Annotated in this window: 12 protein-coding genes; 11 read left to right on the top strand and 1 reads right to left on the bottom strand. The window is 69.3% G+C overall.

All coding sequences use genetic code 11. From position 1 onward, the window contains the following. Nucleotides 1–374: 374 nt before the first annotated feature. A complete protein-coding gene (locus tag FEZ32_RS11665) occupies nt 375–4,739 on the bottom strand; it encodes an acyl-CoA dehydratase activase-related protein (protein WP_138680658.1) in 4,365 nt (1,454 codons plus the stop codon). Between the two features lie 85 nt (nt 4,740–4,824). On the opposite strand from FEZ32_RS11665, the gene FEZ32_RS11660 reads away from it, so the two are divergent. The 11 genes from FEZ32_RS11660 (at nt 4,825) to mltG (ending at nt 16,599) form a co-directional block, all read left to right on the top strand. Beyond that, nucleotides 4,825–5,496 (top strand): TetR/AcrR family transcriptional regulator, encoded by a 672-nt coding sequence (locus tag FEZ32_RS11660; protein ID WP_084149250.1) that lies wholly within the window; start codon nt 4,825–4,827, stop codon nt 5,494–5,496. A gap of 262 nt (nt 5,497–5,758) precedes the next feature. After that, nucleotides 5,759–6,826 (top strand): hypothetical protein, encoded by a 1,068-nt coding sequence (locus FEZ32_RS11655; RefSeq protein ID WP_028702530.1) that lies wholly within the window; start codon nt 5,759–5,761, stop codon nt 6,824–6,826. Between the two features lie 168 nt (nt 6,827–6,994). Next, on the top strand, nt 6,995–8,821 hold the full coding sequence (aspS, locus tag FEZ32_RS11650) for an aspartate--tRNA ligase (protein ID WP_138680657.1): 1,827 nt from the start codon (nt 6,995–6,997) through the stop codon (nt 8,819–8,821). An 82-nt stretch (nt 8,822–8,903) separates the two neighbouring features. Then, on the top strand, nt 8,904–9,254 hold the full coding sequence (locus tag FEZ32_RS11645; RefSeq protein WP_036980924.1) for a metallopeptidase family protein: 351 nt from the start codon (nt 8,904–8,906) through the stop codon (nt 9,252–9,254). A gap of 88 nt (nt 9,255–9,342) precedes the next feature. Beyond that, nucleotides 9,343–10,131: a tyrosine-protein phosphatase gene (locus FEZ32_RS11640; protein WP_138680656.1), complete on the top strand. Its 789-nt coding sequence runs from the start codon at nt 9,343–9,345 to the stop codon at nt 10,129–10,131. 2 nt (nt 10,132–10,133) lie between these two features. Continuing rightward, entirely contained in the window at nt 10,134–11,516 is a 1,383-nt protein-coding gene (locus FEZ32_RS11635; protein ID WP_138680655.1) for a replication-associated recombination protein A, read from the top strand. Nucleotides 11,517–11,557: 41 nt separating this feature from the next. Further along, on the top strand, nt 11,558–11,962 hold the full coding sequence (locus tag FEZ32_RS11630; protein ID WP_036980917.1) for a DUF948 domain-containing protein: 405 nt from the start codon (nt 11,558–11,560) through the stop codon (nt 11,960–11,962). After that, complete coding sequence (locus FEZ32_RS11625; protein WP_138680654.1) at nt 11,959–12,237, top strand: hypothetical protein; 279 nt, start codon at nt 11,959–11,961, stop codon at nt 12,235–12,237. Before FEZ32_RS11630 ends, FEZ32_RS11625 begins: the two co-directional genes overlap by 4 nt. A 107-nt stretch (nt 12,238–12,344) precedes the next feature. Continuing rightward, nucleotides 12,345–15,026, top strand: coding sequence for an alanine--tRNA ligase (gene alaS / locus FEZ32_RS11620; protein WP_097827927.1), 2,682 nt, complete (start codon nt 12,345–12,347; stop codon nt 15,024–15,026). A gap of 14 nt (nt 15,027–15,040) precedes the next feature. Continuing rightward, a complete protein-coding gene (gene ruvX, locus FEZ32_RS11615) occupies nt 15,041–15,487 on the top strand; it encodes a Holliday junction resolvase RuvX (RefSeq protein WP_097827928.1) in 447 nt (148 codons plus the stop codon). Next, on the top strand, nt 15,484–16,599 hold the full coding sequence (gene mltG / locus FEZ32_RS11610; protein ID WP_028702523.1) for an endolytic transglycosylase MltG: 1,116 nt from the start codon (nt 15,484–15,486) through the stop codon (nt 16,597–16,599). Before ruvX ends, mltG begins: the two co-directional genes overlap by 4 nt. The last annotated feature ends 4 nt before the right edge of the window (nt 16,600–16,603 follow it).

Raw genomic sequence — 16,603 nt, 5'->3', positions numbered from 1 at the left:
CGTGTTGATGCCCGGGACGCTGCACCGCCGAGGAGTTCTGCGCCGAGGGATCCGGCAGCCTGTGAGAGCCCGGCACAGACTCCGCCCCCGAGGTTGTCCGGGTGTCCGATGGCCCGTGCGCCCCCGAGATCGTCCAGGGGCCAGACCCCTCCGGGCCAGAGCCCCCGTCCGGGCCAGAGACCCCGTGCGAGTCAGGATTGCGGTGAGACCCACCGGGGGAGTGAGCCAGATGCCCGGCGTCCTCCCCGCAGCTGTGCCGCTCGTGCCGCTCGGTCGGATCGCGGTGCTCAGACATGATGGCGAGAACCCTTCTCGATAAACCCCCATGGGGTATCCAGACAGGGCCCACACTACCCCGGGCCGACCGCGGTGGATCAGACTTCGGCGAGTTCCTGAGGGACTACCGGGGCGGTCGCCGGAGAGGTCGGGATGTCCTCGGCCGGTGCGGCGTTGCGGTCCCTGGCGGTGGCCGCCATGAGCTTGATCCGGTTGAGCTGGTTCACCTGGGAGGCGCCGGGGTCGTAGTCGACCGAGACGATGTTGGCCTGCGGGTACTGACGTCGCAGCTCCCGGAAGATCCCCCGTCCGGTGACGTGGTTCGGCAGGCAGGCGAAGGGCTGGACGCAGGCGATGTTGGGGACATCGCCGCGGATCATGTCGACCATCTCGCCGACCAGGTACCAGCCCTCACCGGCCTGGTTGCCGAGTTCCACGATCTTCTGGGCCTCCGACATCAGGGTGGTGATCGGGGTGGAGACCTCGAACCTCTCGCTACGGGCCAGCTCGGCGTCGATCGGCTTCTGGTACTGCAGCAGCAGGGCGCGGAAGGCCTTCTTGATGTGGCGTCCCCACTTGTCGGTGCCGAAGGTCTTGTAGTTGTAGTCCCCCGAGGACAGGCAGTTGTAGACGAACCACATGAGTCCGGGCAGCACCGCCTCGCAGTCCTCGGCCTCGATGGTCTCCACGATGTGGTTGTTGGCGTCGGGATGGAACTGGACGAGGATCTCGCCGAGCACCCCTACCCGCGGCTTGCGCGCGATGTCGCGCAACTCCAGGGCGTCGAAGTCGGAGACGATGCCGGCGATCAGTCGGCGGTAGGAGGTCTTGCCACCGAGCGTCTGGGAGTGACCGGAGCCGGTGAAGTGCTCCCGGCAGATCGTCGTCCAGTGCTCCATCAGCGCATCGGCCGATCCCGCCACCGCCTCGTAGGGGCGGGTCCTCAGGTGCACCTTCTGCAGCAGGTCGCCCAGCGAGATGGCCTGAACCATCCGGTGCACCAGGGGCCCGGTGAGACTGAACCCGGGGTTCTCCTCGACCCCCTGCAGGCTGGCGGCGATCACCGGGATGGCGCCGAAGCCGGCGTCCTTGAGCCCCTTGCGCAGCAGTGCGATGTAGTTGGTGGCGCGGCACATCCCACCGGTCTGGGTGAGGAAGAGGGTGGTGTGCTCCAGGTCGTAGCGCCCCGATCTCAGCGCCGAGACCAGCTGGCCGATGACGACGATCGCCGGGAAGCAGGCATCGTTGTTGACCAGGGACAGGCCGTACTCGATGTCGGACCTCGGTGCCGTCTCCAGCACCTCGACGCGGTACCCGCAACTGCGCAGCGCCGCCTCGGCCAGGGTGGTCTGGTAGGGGGCCAGCTGGGGCACCAGGATCGTGTGGGTCGCCTTCATCTCCTTGGTGAAGGGCACCCGGTCGTCGCTGAGGTGGCCCGTCGGGGCCGGACGCGGGTGACTCTGCCGGTCCTTGGCGGCGGCGTGCAGGGAGCGCAGCCGGATCCGGGCGGCTCCCAGGTTGGAGACCTCGTCGATCTTCAGGGTGGTGTAGATCCGGTCCCGGGCGGCCATGATCTCGCGCACCTGGTCGGTGGTGATGGCGTCGAGTCCGCATCCGAAGGAGTTGAGCTGGACGATCTCCAGATCCTTGCGGGAGGCCACGAACGCGGCCGCCTGGTAGAGCCGGGAGTGGAACATCCACTGGTCGCGCACCCGCAGCGGGCGCTCCAGCAGGTCGGCCCCCAGATGGGCCACGGAGTCCTCGGTGAGGACCGCCAGTCCCAGCGAGTTGGCCATCTCCGGGATGCCGTGGTGGATCTCGGGGTCGACGTGGTAGGGCCGTCCGGCCAGCACGATGCCGGGCACCTGGTGCTCGCTCATGTAGGCCAGCGCGTCCTCGCCCATCTGCCTGATGTCGGCGTGGAAGGAGGCGTCCTCGGCCAGCCCCTTGTCGATCGCCTCACGGGCCTCCTCGTAGCTCACCCCGTCCTCGGCGAAGACCTCGGCCAGCCGCTCGGCCAGCTTCTCGGGGTCGGCCAGCGAGAGGAAGGGGGAGAGCAGTTCGACGTCCTTGTCGCGCAGGTCCTCCACATTGGCGCGGATCACCTCGGGGTAGGAGGCCACCACCGGGCAGTTGAAGTGATTGTCGGCCCCCTCCACGGAGACCTGCTCGAAGCGGATGCACGGGTCGAAGATCCGCTTGACGCCGCGCTCGATGAGGTCCTCGATGTGGCCGTTGTTGAGCTTGGCCGGGTAGCAGATGTTCTCACTGGCGATCGACTCCATGCCCTTGTCGAAGAGCTCGTGGGAGGACCGCCCCGAGATCATCACCCGGTAGCCCAGGGCCGACAGGGTGGTGAACCAGAACGGGTAGTTCTCGTACATGTTGAGGGCACGCGGCAGGCCCAGATCCCCGCGGAAGGCCTTCTTGGCGGTGAGACGCCGGTAGGAGAAGAGGCGCTTGTACTTGGCCTCGAAGACATTGGGCAGTTCGGACTTGGGACGCCGTCCGGCCGCCTTGTTGTCGACCTCGGCACCCCGGTCGCACCGGTTGCCGGAGACGAACACCCGGCCGTCGGAGAAGGTCGAGATGGTGCGCTGGCAGTGGTTCTGGCACAGCGTGCAGTCGTCGCGGTGGGTTTCCACGGCGAACCCGTCGAGCTCGGCGCGGTCGCGCAGTCCCACCCCGTCGGAGTCCTCCCCGGCGTGGAACCGGGCACGGGCGGTCATCGCCGCGCCGTAGGCCCCCATCAGGCCGGCCTCGTCGGGGCGGACCACCTCGTGGCCGGTGAGCAGCTCGAAGGCGCGCAGCACGGCGTCGTTGAGGAAGGTGCCGCCCTGGACGACCACCCGCTCACCCAGCTGAGCCGGGTCGGTGAGCTTGATCACCTTGTACAGGGCGTTGCGGACCACCGAGTAGGACAGCCCGGCGGCGATGTCGCTGGGGGTGGCCCCCTCCTTCTGCGCCTGCTTGACCGAGGAGTTCATGAACACGGTGCACCGGCTGCCCAGATCCACCGGGTGCTCGGCCAGCAGGCTCATCTGCGCGAAACTGCGGATGTCGGTGTCCATCCCGGCGGCGAAGGTCTGCAGGAAGGATCCGCAGCCCGAGGAGCAGGCCTCGTTGACACTGATCGAGTCGATGCAGTTGTCGAAGACCCGGAGGTACTTCATGTCCTGGCCGCCGATGTCGATGATCGAGGTGACCCCGGGGCACAGGTGCTCGGCGGCCCGGTAGTGGGCCATCGTCTCGACCTCGCCGTCCTCGGCGCCCAGGGCGGCCTTGACCAGTCCCTCCCCGTACCCGGTGGTGCAGGTGCGGGCGATCCGGGCTCCCTCGGGGAGGTTGTCGTAGAGGTCGGCGAGGATCCCGACCGCGGCATTGACCGGGTCTCCCTCGTTGGAGGCGTAGTGGGAGGCGACGATGGTGAGGGAGTCGTCGAGCAGGACCGACTTGATCGTGGTGGACCCGGCGTCGATCCCCAGGAACAGGTCTCCGCGGGCCGATGAGAGCGGTCGGGCGGGCAGCTTGGTGCGGGCATGGCGGGAGTGGAAGGAGTCCAGCTCGGCCTGGTCGTGGAACAGCGGGGGCATCGACTGGCTCACCCCGCTCTGGGTGCGGGCGGTGCGCGCCCGGGTGGCCAGGTGGGACAGGCTCAGCGGTGCGGACTCGGCCTTCAGGGCGGCCCCCATCGCGACGTAGAGCTGGGCCCGCTCCGGGGTGACGAAGTGGTCGACCTTACCGGCCAGGACGTCGCCGAAGGCCTTGCGCAGGCTGGGCATGAAGTGCAGCGGACCGCCCAGGAAGATCACCTGGCCGCGGATCGGACGGCCGCAGGCCAGCCCGGCGATGCACTGGGTGGCGACCGCGCGCATCACCGAGGCGGCCAGGTCCTCGTGACGGGCCCCCTCGTTGATCAGCGGCTGGAGGTCCGACTTGGCGAAGACCCCGCACCGGGAGGCGATCGGGTGGGTGGTGGTGGCGCGGCTGGCCAGGTCGTCGAGTCCGGGCGCGTCGGTGTGCAGGAGGGTGGCCATCTGGTCGATGAAAGCCCCGGTGCCACCTGCGCAGGATCCGTTCATCCGCTGCTCGGGGACCGGCTTGAGGTAGGTGATCTTGGCGTCCTCGCCACCGAGTTCCAGCAGGACGTCGGCATCGGGATTCCAGTGCTGGACGGCGGCGGTCTCGGCCATCACCTCCTGGATGAAGGGGACGTTCAGGGCGTCGGCGGTGCCCAGTCCGGCCGAACCGGTCACCGAGACCCGCACCATCGCCCCGGGCAGCGCCTCGGCGGCGTCGGCCAGCAGGGTCGATATGGCACCGGTGATGTCGGCGTGGTGGCGCCGGTAGTCCTCGAAGACGATCGCCGCCCCGGTGAGGGGATCGCCGTCGAAGACCACGGCCTTGATGGTGGTGGAACCAATGTCCAGGCCCATCCGCAGATCTGCTCTCCCAGCATCCATGAGCACATTTCAACACCATGGAAATTCCGGCCCCACCCCACCCCCCCTCTATTGCCGTCACTGCCGGTTGCCTACGCTGTGCGCCATGACCAGCACCGCACGCAGGACCGGCGACCCGCAACGGGTCCCGTCGCGGCGCGGCCCCCGCGCACAGTCGGGCCAGGCCCGTGCGGCGATCCTGGCGGCCGCCCGCACCCTCTTCGTGGACAACGAGTTCAGCGCCGTCAGCCTGCGCGCCATCGCCCGGAAGGCCGGCGTCGACACCTCCCTGGTGAGCTACTACTTCGGCACCAAGCAGGACCTCTACAACGAGGCGATGGCGCTGCCCAGCGGCCCCCACCTCATCATCGCCAGGGTCTGCGCCGGGTGCGCTCCCGAGGATCTCGGGGAGGCGCTGATCCGCGCCTTCGTGCAGGCCTGGGACGGCCACGTGGGGGAGTTCACCGAGCGGGGCTCGGCAACCCTGCAGGGAGTCGTCCAGGCGATGGTCACCCAGCCCTACGCCTTCGAACTGGTCAACGACCTGTACCAGCACTCCCTCATCGACCCGATCGTCGCCCTGCTGGGGGACCGGTTCGACCCCGAGGAGGCGCAGCTGCGGGCCACCATCGGACTGGCCCGGCTGCTGGGACTGTTCACCACCCGCTACATCGTCGGCCTGGACGCGCTGGCCCAGATCCCCGGCGAGGAGCTGGTGGCCCGCGAGGGTGCCAGCCTCCAGCAGGTGCTCACCGGTCCCTCGCCGACCCGGGACTGAGGACGCCGGACCGCAACCCGGACATCCCCGCCCTGGGGACAACCCCGGTGATCGGGACCCACTGGACCGGTTCTGTGGCTAGAGTGATCCCCAGGCGCAAGGACGCGTTCTGATCACAGCTCCACGGCTCACCGGTCGACACGGTGCGCAAGGCGGATGTGAGCTCCCGGACACGTGCACCGGCAACGGCCGGGGCACGGGGAGCAGCCAGTGCGCGGGCGCCAGCAGGGACACCAGATTCGCTGACAGCAGGGAGTTGGCCATGACGATTGCGATCAAGATCGGTTTCCTCGACGACGATCCGGTGGTCGACGAGAATGGCGGGTTCGCGGGCCGCGGTGCCGGCGGCGCGATCGCCGGACGACTCTTCACGATCTTCCCCGAGGCCGTCCTGGTGGGGCCACAGGACCGTCAGGTCGGTGCCATCACGATGCGCACCCTCCAGCACCTCGATCCCCGTCGCGACCTCATCATCAATCTCGACGTGCTCGACTCGATCGGGCTGTTCCAGAGGCTTCACCGCGGCGGGGCCGAGCCGAGGATCCTCAACATCCAGTGGCTGCCGCCCTCCCACTTCCACCACAAGGTGAACTTCGCTGCGATGGGGCTGTCCTTCGCGCTCTTCCCGACGCTGTGCTCCGGGGAGCGGACCGCCGGTGAGGTGAGCGAGATCGTGCGCCGCTGGACCATTCCGCCGCTGGCCCACCAGGCCAGGATCGGCTGGTTCCACCCCGGCATCCGCGACGACCTGCTGCGGCCCCACACCGACCCCGACGTCCCCGTGGTGCTGTACCCGGCGATCCACCTGGTGGACTCGAAGAAGCCCAAGATCTTCCTCAAGGTGGTGCGCGACGTCGCCAGCAGGATGCCGCTGAAGATGGAGGCCCGACTGGCCCAGCGCGATCTCGCCAGCGTGATGGCGATGAAGATGTCGAACCCCCGATGGGCGAAGGTCTCGCCACTGTTCGGTGAGAAGGAGGAGTACTGGGAGTCCCTCTCCCACGCCACCGCCTTCCTGGCCACCGCCCACGAGGAGGCCTACGGGATGGAGTATCTGGAGGCGCTGCTGGCCGGTGCGGTCGGCATCTTCCCCCACCAGCCGTGGGCCGCCCATCTGGTGCCGGCCTTCTACCCCTACCTGTACGCCACCGAGGACCAGGCGGCCGACATGCTCCAGGAGGTGCTCTCCGACCCGGCCGCCGCCCGCAAGGCCGTCGACGACTCGGCCGGCGGGTCCCTCAAGGACTGGATCCTGGCCAACCACACCCGCGCCGAGGGCAACGAGGCGCTGCGCGCCCAAATCGCCGACTGGTTCCCCGAGGTCGGCTGAGACCGGGGTTCATCGGACAGCGGTCGACCGCAGGGAGCCGTCCGATCACCCTCCGGTCGACCGCCGTGCGCGGAGGGCGTTCTGGATCCGTCGGGGCCCGGAGCGATAGGCTCACGGGGAAGGCCCGCACCGTCTATGCGAGGCCCCGACAATGGAAGGATCACGTTCGTGCTGCGAACCCACGAGGCAGGCACCCTACGAGCCAGCGACATCGGCAAGGAGGTGACCCTGGCCGGCTGGGTAGGCCACCGACGCGACCACGGCGGAGTGGCCTTCATCGATCTGAGAGACGCCTCCGGACTGGCCCAGGTCGTCATCCGTGACGAGATCCTGGCATCCTCGGGAGCCCACGACCTGCGCAACGAGTTCTGCATCCGGGTCACCGGCGTCGTCGAGGCCCGCCCCGACGGCAACGCCAACCCGAATCTGCCCTCCGGGGAGATCGAGGTGGCCATCTCCGAGCTCGAGGTGCTCAACCGCTCGGCCGCGCTGCCCTTCCAGATCGACGAGCACGTCAGCGTCAACGAGGATGCCCGACTGCGGTTCCGCTACCTGGACCTGCGCCGTCCCCGCCAGCACCAGGCCCTGGTGCTGCGCTCCAAGGTGACCCACATCATCCGCGAGGCCCTCGACCGCCACGACTTCTACGACATCGAGACGCCGACCCTCACCCGCTCCACCCCCGAGGGCGCCCGCGACTTCCTGGTGCCGGCCCGGTTGGCGCCGGGCTCCTGGTACGCCCTCCCGCAGAGCCCCCAGCTGTTCAAGCAGCTGCTGATGGTGGCCGGGATGGAGCGCTACTACCAGATCGCGCGGTGCTACCGCGATGAGGACTTCCGCGCCGACCGCCAGCCCGAGTTCACCCAGCTCGACATCGAGATGAGCTTCGTCGACCAGAACGACGTCATCGCCCTGGGCGAGGAGGTGATGGCCGAGTGCTGGAAGCTGATCGGCGTCGACCTGCCCCGGCCTATGCCGCGCATCAGCTGGCACGACGCGATGAACCGCTACGGCTCCGACAAGCCGGACCTGCGGTTCGGCAATGAGATCACCGAGGTCACCGACTTCTTCGCCGGAACTCCCTTCCGGGTCTTCCAGGCGCCCTATGTGGGTGCTGTGGTGATGCCCGGCGGGGCCTCCCTGCCGCGGCGCCAGTTCGACGCCTGGCAGGAGTGGGCGCGGACCCGCGGTGCCAAGGGGCTGGCCTACATCACCGTCCAGGACGACGGCGCGCTGGCCGGCCCGGTGGCCAAGAACATCTCCGCCGACGAGAAGGCCGGGATCGCCGAGAAGGTCGGTGCCAAGCCCGGCGACGCGATCTTCTTCGCGGCCGGCTCCCGGACCGCGTCCCAGGAGCTGCTGGGTGCCGCCCGACTCGAGATCGGCGTGCGCTGCAAGCTCTACGATCCGGCCGACTGGGCGTTCTGCTGGGTGGTCGACGCCCCGATGTTCAAGCCCACCAAGGAGGCCGAGGCCGAGGGCGATGTCGCGGTCGGCGGTGGCGAGTGGACCGCTGTTCACCACGCCTTCACCAGCCCCAAGCCCGAGTGCATGGACACCTTCGACACCGATCCGGGGTCCGCGCTCAGCTACGGCTACGACTTCGTGTGCAACGGCAACGAGGTGGGTGGCGGATCGATCCGTATCCATCGTCGCGACGTCCAGAAGCGGGTCTTCCAGGTGATGGGACTCAGCGCCGAGGAGGCCCAGCAGAAGTTCGGCTTCCTGCTCGACGCCTTCAAGTTCGGCGCCCCGCCGCACGGCGGCATCGCCTTCGGCCTGGACCGCCTGGTGATGCTGCTGGGCGGTTTCGAGTCGATCCGCGATGTCATCGCCTTCCCGAAGACCGGCAACGGGTACGACCCGCTGACCCAGGCTCCGGCGCCGATCACCCCGGCCCAGCGCCGCGAGGCGGGCGTGGACGCCAAGCCGGTCAAGAAGGGCGAGAAGAAGGACGCCGCCGAGAAGGCCGAGGAGGCCGACACCAAGGCGTGAGCCTGACGGGTCCAGCTGCCCGGACGACCTCGGTCGCCCGGGCAGTCCCGTACCCGGGGCCGGAGCGGGAGGAGGAGCGGGGATGGAGATGTCCCAGGAGGACTTCGAGGCGTGCATCGATGACGCCCTGGACCTGATACCGCGCGCTCTGTCGGAGGCCATCGACAATGTCGCCATCCAGGTCGCCGACGAGCCTTCCGAGGACCAGCCGCCCACCCTGCTTGGGTTGTACGAGGGAGTGCCGCTGACCAGTCGCGACTCCCACTGGGGGTTCGTGCCTCCAGATGTCATCACGATCTTCTCCGGACCGTTGACACGGATGTGCGCCAGTCGAGCGCAGCTGGTCGAGCAGATCACGATCACCGTCATCCACGAGGTGGCACACCACTTCGGAATCAGTGACGAGCGTCTTCACGCACTGGGCTGGGGCTGAGCCGGGGGCAGTACTGGGGGATGACGACGTCGAGTCTGACTCGGCCGTGTCCGGGCACAGTGTCGGGCTGGCTCATTAGGGTGGGGGCATGACCATCACCACCGCGATCACCTGGATCGACGTCGAGGGCGTCAACAACATGCGCGACCTGGTGGGCATCCCGGCCAAGGACGGCCGGAAGATCGCCGCCAACCGGCTGCTGCGGTCCGACAATCTGGACCGCCTGACCCCGGCCAGCATCGAGACCCTGGTGCACCAGCACGACCTCACCGATGTCATCGATCTGCGCACCCGCTACGAGCTGTCCCGGATCGGGGCCGGTCCGCTGCGCCAGGACCCGCGGGTCCAGGTCACCACCGGATCGCTGTACCCCGAGGACGACCCGCGGGCCGTCATCCCGCCGTGGCGGGAGACGATGAGCGCCATCACCCCGACCACCCGCAATGAGGCGATGGCCGCGCACTACCTGGAGTACCTGGAGGCCCGGCCCGACACCGTGCTGGCCGGTCTGAGGGTTCTCGGCTCGGCGCGCGGGGCCACCGACATCCACTGCGCCGCCGGCAAGGACCGCACCGGCACCCTGATGGCGGTGGTGCTGACCGCCCTGGGCGTTCCCAGGGAGGCGATCGTCACCGACTACGAGGCGACCAACCAGCGTCTGGACCGGATCATGGCGAGCCTGGGGGAGGCTGGCGCCGCCGGATCGGCCACCCAGGGGGCCTACTCGGGACCGGAGCAGACCACCCCCGCCGAGATCATGACCAATCTGCTCGATCTGGTCGAGCAGCGTCACGGCGGGGTCGCCAACTACCTGGACCGGATCGGCTGGCAGGGTGAGGACCAGGCCCGCCTGGAGTCCCACCTGCTGACCGCCTGACGATGAGCGAGGACCTGTTCGGAAACCCGGTCGGCGGCGGTCCCGCCTCGCCGGCAACAGTAGGCGGCTCCCTGTCGGAGGCCGTCAACCCGTCGGCCCCGCTGGCGGTGCGGATGCGTCCGCGCAGCATCGACGAGATCGTCGGCCAGCAGCACCTGCTGGGGCCCGGCTCGCCGCTGCGACGGCTGGCCGAGGGCAGCGCCGCGATGAGCGTCTTCCTGTGGGGTCCCCCCGGGGTCGGCAAGACGACCATCGCCAGCGTCATCTCCCATGCCTCGGCCCGCCGTTTTGTGGAACTGTCGGCGGTCACCGCCGGGGTCAGGGATGTCCGCCGCGAGCTGGACACCGCCCGGCGCGAACTGGCCGCCGGACGGCCCACCGTGCTGTTCGTCGACGAGGTGCACCGGTTCAACAAGGCCCAGCAGGACGTCCTGCTGCCCGCCGTGGAGAACCGGATCGTCACCCTGGTCGCCGCCACCACCGAGAACCCGTCGTTCTCGGTGATCTCCCCGCTGCTGTCACGATCCCTGCTGCTCACCCTCCGACCGCTGAGCCCCGAGGACATCGCCACCCTCGTCGATCGTGCGCTCACCGATCCGAGGGGGCTTCGGACCCCCGAGGACGGCCACTACCGGCTCACCGATCAGGGTCGGGCCGATCTCCTGCAGATGGCGGGCGGTGACGCCCGACGGGTCCTCACCTACCTCGAGGAGGCGGCCGCCGGAGCCACCGCCTCGGGCACCGACGAGATCACCCCGGAGGTGGTCGCCACCGCGGTGGACCGTGCGGCGGTGCGCTACGACAAGGGCGGGGACCAGCACTACGACGTCATCAGCGCCTTCATCAAGTCGGTCCGGGGATCCGACGTCGACGCCGCCCTGCACTGGCTCGCCCGGATGATCGAGGCGGGGGAGGACGCCCGGTTCATCGCCCGGCGGCTCATCGTGCTGGCCTCCGAGGACATCGGGATGGCCGCCCCCAGCGTCCTGCAGACCTGTGTCGCGGCGGCCCAGGCGGTCCAGCTCATCGGGATGCCCGAGGCCCGGATCAACCTGGCCCAGGCGACCATCGCCGCGGCCACCGCCCCGAAGTCCAATGCCGTCATCACCGCCATCGATGCCGCTCTGGCCGATGTGCGGGCCGGCAGGGGAGGGGAGGTGCCGGCCCATCTGCGCGACGCCCACTACTCGGGCGCCGCCGGCCTGGGGCACGGCGCCGGCTACCGGTACGCCCACGACTTCCCGCACGGGGTGGCCGCCCAGCAGTACCTTCCCGACGATCTGGCCCGCACCCGCTACTACCGGCCCACCGACCACGGCAACGAGGAGACGATCGGCCACCGGTGGGAGCAGATCCGCGCCCTGCTCGGTCGCGATCCCGACTAGAGTGTGGCGGTGTCGTCCACCCCCATCCTGGAGATCACCCCATGACAGTTGGCCAGATCGCGGGGCTCATCGCAGCCCTGGCCGTCGTCGCCCTGGTGGCGCTGCTCGCCGTCCCGCTGCTGAAACTGGGCGGCGTCCTCGACCAGCTTCGCACCGCGGTCCGCGATCTCGACGACTCCACGGTGCCGATCCTCGAGGAGCTCAAGGGGACGGTGACCGTCACCAACGATGAGATCGCCAAGATCGGCGACGTGACGACCGATGTGCACACCGTCTCCGAGCACGTCACCGAGATCTCGTCGCGGACCAATGAGCTGTCGAAGGTGTTCACCGAGACCGTCGGCACCCCGATGGTCAAGGTCGCCGGGCTGGCCCACGGGATCCGCCAGGCCGGTGCCGCCCAGCGCGCCGGACGGCTGGGACGACGGGCCAGGAGGAACTCATGAGCGCCAGGGCGTGGATCCTTGCGGCGGCAGGGGCCGCCCTGGCCGTCTCGGCCGGGACCGTGGCGGTCCGCGCGAGCCGCCTCAAGGAGCTCCCGCCGTCGCGACTGCCCGCCGTCCGGGAGTCGCCGGACATCCGCCTGAGGTACCAGCGACTGACCGAGCAGATCGGCGATCTCGCCTCCCAGGCCGCGGACTTCGTCCGGGTGGTGCGCGCCGAGTCGGCGTCCAAGGAGTCCGAGCTGCGCACCCGGCTGGGCCTGGACGAGCAGCACTGAGACCGGCCGCACACAGGCCGCGGGGCGGAACTGTCCGCCGACCGCGGTAGGCTTGCGCTCCGGTTCCGCTGTGTCGGCGGACGACCGGACCATCGACAAGGACGGGTATGAGAACTGCGGAGATCGGACAGCGATTCCTCGACTTCTTCGAGAGCAAGGGGCACGCCGTCGTGCCGAGCGCCTCGTTGCTGTACAACGACCCGACTCTGCTGTTCGTCAATGCCGGAATGGTGCCCTTCAAGCACTACCTGATGGGGGTGGAGCCCGCCCCCTGGAAGCGCGCCACCAGCATTCAGAAGTGCGTGCGGACCCTCGACATCGAGGAGGTCGGCAAGACCACCCGGCACGGCACCTTCTTCCAGATGCTCGGCAACTTCTCCTTCGGCGACTACTTCAAGAAGGAGGCCATCGCCTTCGCCTGGGAGCTGGTCACCTCCCCGCAGTCCGAGGGCGGATTCGGCTTCGACCCGGCCTCCATCTGGGTGACGGTGCTCGGACCCGGGTTCCACCCCGACTACCCCCAGGGCGACACCGAGGCCCGCCAGACCTGGCTCAAGGTCGGCGTGCCCGCCGATCACATCCAGGGCCGCAGCCTCAACGACAACTACTGGCACATGGGCATCCCCGGCCCCGGCGGCCCCTGCTCGGAGATCTACATCGACCGCGGTCCCGAGTACGGCCGCGACGGCGGCCCCGAGGCCGACGAGGACCGTTACCTGGAGATCTGGAACCTGGTCTTCGAGACCGAGGACCTGTCCAAGGTCCGCGCCAAGGACGACTTCGACATCGCCGGCCCGCTCAAGAGCCTCAACATCGACACCGGCGCCGGCCTGGAGCGGATCGCCCTGCTCCTCCAGGGCGTCGACAACATGTACGAGATCGACCAGGTCTTCCCGGTCATCACCCGGGCCGCGGAACTGTCCGGCCGGCGCTACGGGGCCGACCACGAGGACGACGTGCGGATGCGGGTGGTCGCCGACCACGTCCGCTCGGCGCTGATGCTCATGACGGACGGCGTCACCCCCGGCAACGAGGCGCGCGGCTACGTGCTGCGCAGGCTGCTGCGCCGTGTCGTGCGCGCGATGAAGCTGCTCGGCGTCGACGAGCCGGTGCTGCCCACCCTGCTGCCGGTCTCCCGGGATCTGATGTGCCACACCTTCCCCGACATCCTGGTCCAGTGGGACCGGGTCATCGAGGCCGCCACCGCCGAGGAGGAGACCTTCCGGCGCACCCTGTCGGCCGGCACCACGATGCTCGACACCGCGGTCGCCCAGACCCGCGCCGCCGGCTCGACGACCCTGTCGGGCCAGAAGGCCTTCCAGCTCCACGACACCTACGGCTTCCCGATCGACCTCACCCTGGAGATGGCCGCCGAGCAGGGCCTGAGCGTCGACCGCGAGACCTTCACCACCCTGATGGCCGAGCAGCGCCAGCGTGCCAAGGCCGATGCCCGCGCGAAGAAGGGCCTCACCACCGACACCGAGGCCTACACCCAGCTGCGCAGTCAGGGCGAGACCCCCTTCCTCGGGTACACCGAGCTGTCGGTGCCCACCACCGTCACCGGGATCGTCTCGGACGGCCGGTCGGTGACCAGCGCACCCAGCGGCTCGGTCGTCGAGGTGGTGCTGGCCGAGACCCCGTTCTACGCCGAGATGGGCGGCCAGGACTCCGACACCGGGCTCATCCACGCCTCCGGCTTCGACCTGGAGGTGCTCGACGTCCAGCGTCCGGTTCCCGGCCTGGTGGTCCACAAGGTCCGTCTGGACGGCGACCTGGCGGTCGGAGACGCGGTGGACGCCGAGGTCGACGCCGCCAACCGGTTCGGGGCCTGCCAGGCCCACACCGCCACCCACGTGATCCACGCCGCGCTGCGCGAACTGGTCGGGCCCACCGCCACCCAGGCGGGCTCCTACAACAAGCCCGGCTACCTGCGCTTCGACTTCTCGTCGCGCGAGGCGATGTCGGCCGAGCTGCGCAAGGAGATCGAGGAGCGCTGCAACCAGGCGATCCACGACGACTTCGCCGTCACCGACACCCAGATGCCGCTCGACCAGGCCAAGGCGATGGGTGCGATGGCGATGTTCGGCGAGAAGTACCCGCCGATCGTGCGGATGGTCGAGCTCAACGGCCCGTGGTCGCGTGAGCTGTGCGGCGGCACCCATGTCGCCTCCACCGGACGGATCGGGCTGCTCAACCTGCTGGGGGAGCAGTCGATCGGTTCGGGAACCCGACGGGTCGAGGCCCTGGTGTCGACCGACGCCTTCCACCAGATGGCCGCCGAGCGGACCCTGGTCAACGAACTCACCGGCATCCTCAAGGTCCAGCCCGATCAGCTCACCGACCGGGTCGCCAAGCTCGTCTCCGAACTCAAGGACGCCGACCGCAAACTGGCCGCCGCCCGGGCGCGCGAGGCAATGGGCAAGGCCGAGTCCCTGCTCGCCCAGGTCGCACCGGCCGGGTCCTTCGACCTGGTCGCCGGCCAGCTGCCCGGGATCGGTGGCGCCGACCTGCGCAACGTCGCCTCCGAGCTGCGCTCGCGGCTGGGCGACCGGCCCGGTGTGGTCGCCCTCATCGGCGGTCAGCCCGGCCACCCGGCGATAATCGTCGCCACCACGTCGACGGCCCGCGCCCAGGGGGCGAAGGCCGGAGCGCTGCTGCGCGCCGCGGTCGCCCCGATCTCGGGTCGCGGCGGCGGCAAGGACGACATGGCCCAGGGAGCCGGCACCGACTCGACCGGGGCCGACGCCGCGCTGGGTCTGGTGGCCTCCGAGCTGTCGTCCCTGGGCTGAACGGAGACCCACCGATGAGCCTGTTCGGCACCCGCGTCGCGATCGACTGGGGGAAGGCGCGGATCGGGGTCGCCGCCTGCGACCCGCGCGGCATCCTCGCCTACCCGGTGGAGACCGTGGCGACCAAGGACCGGCCGATCGCCCGACTCGCCCAGATCATCGCCGAGTACGAACCGGTCGAGGTCATCATGGGACTGCCGGTGGCCCTGGACGGCACCGAGCAGATCGCTGCTCGCGACGTCCGGGCGGCCGCCGCCCGACTCGCCAGGGCGATCGCCCCGGTCCCGATCCGGATGGTCGATGAGAGAATGACCACCAGGACCGCGGCCAGGGCCCTTCACGACGCCGGCCGGGACGCCCGCCACCAGCGCTCGGTGATCGACCAGGCGGCCGCGGTGGCCATTCTCGAGCAGGTGTTGGAGCACGCCCGGACCGCGGGCGGGGAAGGAGACGGCTCGTGAGTGGACCGTTCAGAGACGATCCGGAGCAGGATCCCCGCAAGGAGTTCTGGTACCGGTTCCGGTCGGCCTTCGCCGTCGTGCTGTCGCTGGTGGTGCTGGTCGGTGGCGGACTGTTCGTCGCCGACCAGGTGCACGGCGCCTACCTCTCCTACAAGTCCACCGACGACTACCTCGGCGACGGCGACAAGCCCGTCCTGGTCCGCATTCCCGAGGACGCATCGGTGACCGCGGCCGGCGACATCCTGCTCGATGCCGATGTCATCAAGTCCATGAAGGCCTTCCGGGCGGCGGTCCGCGATGCCAGCACCGACCCGACCATCCAGGCCGGCCAGTACAAGCTGTGGACCCACATGAGCGCCGAGAAGGCTCTGGCGATCCTGTCGGACCCGGCCAACATCCAGCACACCCGGGTCACCGTCACCGAGGGTCTGACGATCTCCGAGCAGGCGGCCGTGCTGGCCAAGGGATCCAGTCTGCCGGTCTCCCAGTTCACCAAGGCGATCGCCAACACCGGCAAGCTCGGCCTGCCGGCCTGGGCCAAGGGCAACCCGGAGGGGTTCATGTTCCCCGACACCTACGAGGTGGCCGACAAGCCGACCGCCCTGGGGATCCTCCAGCAGCAGACCCGCCAGTTCACCAAGGTGACGAACACCCTCAACTTCACCGGCCAGGCCGGCACCATCAAGCGCACCCCCTACGAGGCCCTCACGGTCGCCTCCATCCTCGAGAAGGAGGGCAAGACCGCCAAGGACAAGAAGATCATCGCCGGCATCATCTACAACCGGCTGGCCAAGGGGATGCCGCTGCAGTCCGACGCCACGGTGCTGTTCGCCAACAACGCGACCTCCAAGCTCACCACCACCGACGCCCAGCGCAAGAAGCAGTCGCCGTACAACACCTATCTGGTCAAGGGGCTGCCCCCCACCCCGATCAACAATCCCGGTGCCGACTCGATGTCGGCGGCAGTGGCCCCCGCCAAGACCAACGATCTGTACTGGGTGGTGATCGATCCCGAGAAGGGCACCACCGCCTTCGCCGCCACGATCACCGACCACAACAAGAATGTTGCGAAGTTCCAGGCCTGGTGCCAGGCCCACAAGGGGAAGTGCTGACCCG

The organism is Acidipropionibacterium jensenii (assembly GCF_005890135.1).
Lineage (GTDB): Bacteria > Actinomycetota > Actinomycetes > Propionibacteriales > Propionibacteriaceae > Acidipropionibacterium > Acidipropionibacterium jensenii.
This window is presented reverse-complemented; position numbering and strand designations above follow the sequence as displayed.

What these genes read in the sequence shown, in the direction of transcription:
- FEZ32_RS11635 (WP_138680655.1), top strand. Translation starts at nt 10,134, where the DNA reads ATGAGCGAGGACCTGTTCGGAAACCCGGTCGGCGGCGGTCCCGCCTCG.
- ruvX (WP_097827928.1), top strand. Translation starts at nt 15,041, where the DNA reads ATGAGCCTGTTCGGCACCCGCGTCGCGATCGACTGGGGGAAGGCGCGG.
- FEZ32_RS11645 (WP_036980924.1), top strand. Translation starts at nt 8,904, where the DNA reads ATGGAGATGTCCCAGGAGGACTTCGAGGCGTGCATCGATGACGCCCTG.
- FEZ32_RS11630 (WP_036980917.1), top strand. Translation starts at nt 11,558, where the DNA reads ATGACAGTTGGCCAGATCGCGGGGCTCATCGCAGCCCTGGCCGTCGTC.
- FEZ32_RS11655 (WP_028702530.1), top strand. Translation starts at nt 5,759, where the DNA reads ATGACGATTGCGATCAAGATCGGTTTCCTCGACGACGATCCGGTGGTC.
- FEZ32_RS11660 (WP_084149250.1), top strand. Translation starts at nt 4,825, where the DNA reads ATGACCAGCACCGCACGCAGGACCGGCGACCCGCAACGGGTCCCGTCG.
- FEZ32_RS11625 (WP_138680654.1), top strand. Translation starts at nt 11,959, where the DNA reads ATGAGCGCCAGGGCGTGGATCCTTGCGGCGGCAGGGGCCGCCCTGGCC.
- FEZ32_RS11665 (WP_138680658.1), bottom strand. Translation starts at nt 4,739, where the DNA reads ATGGATGCTGGGAGAGCAGATCTGCGGATGGGCCTGGACATTGGTTCC.
- alaS (WP_097827927.1), top strand. Translation starts at nt 12,345, where the DNA reads ATGAGAACTGCGGAGATCGGACAGCGATTCCTCGACTTCTTCGAGAGC.
- FEZ32_RS11640 (WP_138680656.1), top strand. Translation starts at nt 9,343, where the DNA reads ATGACCATCACCACCGCGATCACCTGGATCGACGTCGAGGGCGTCAAC.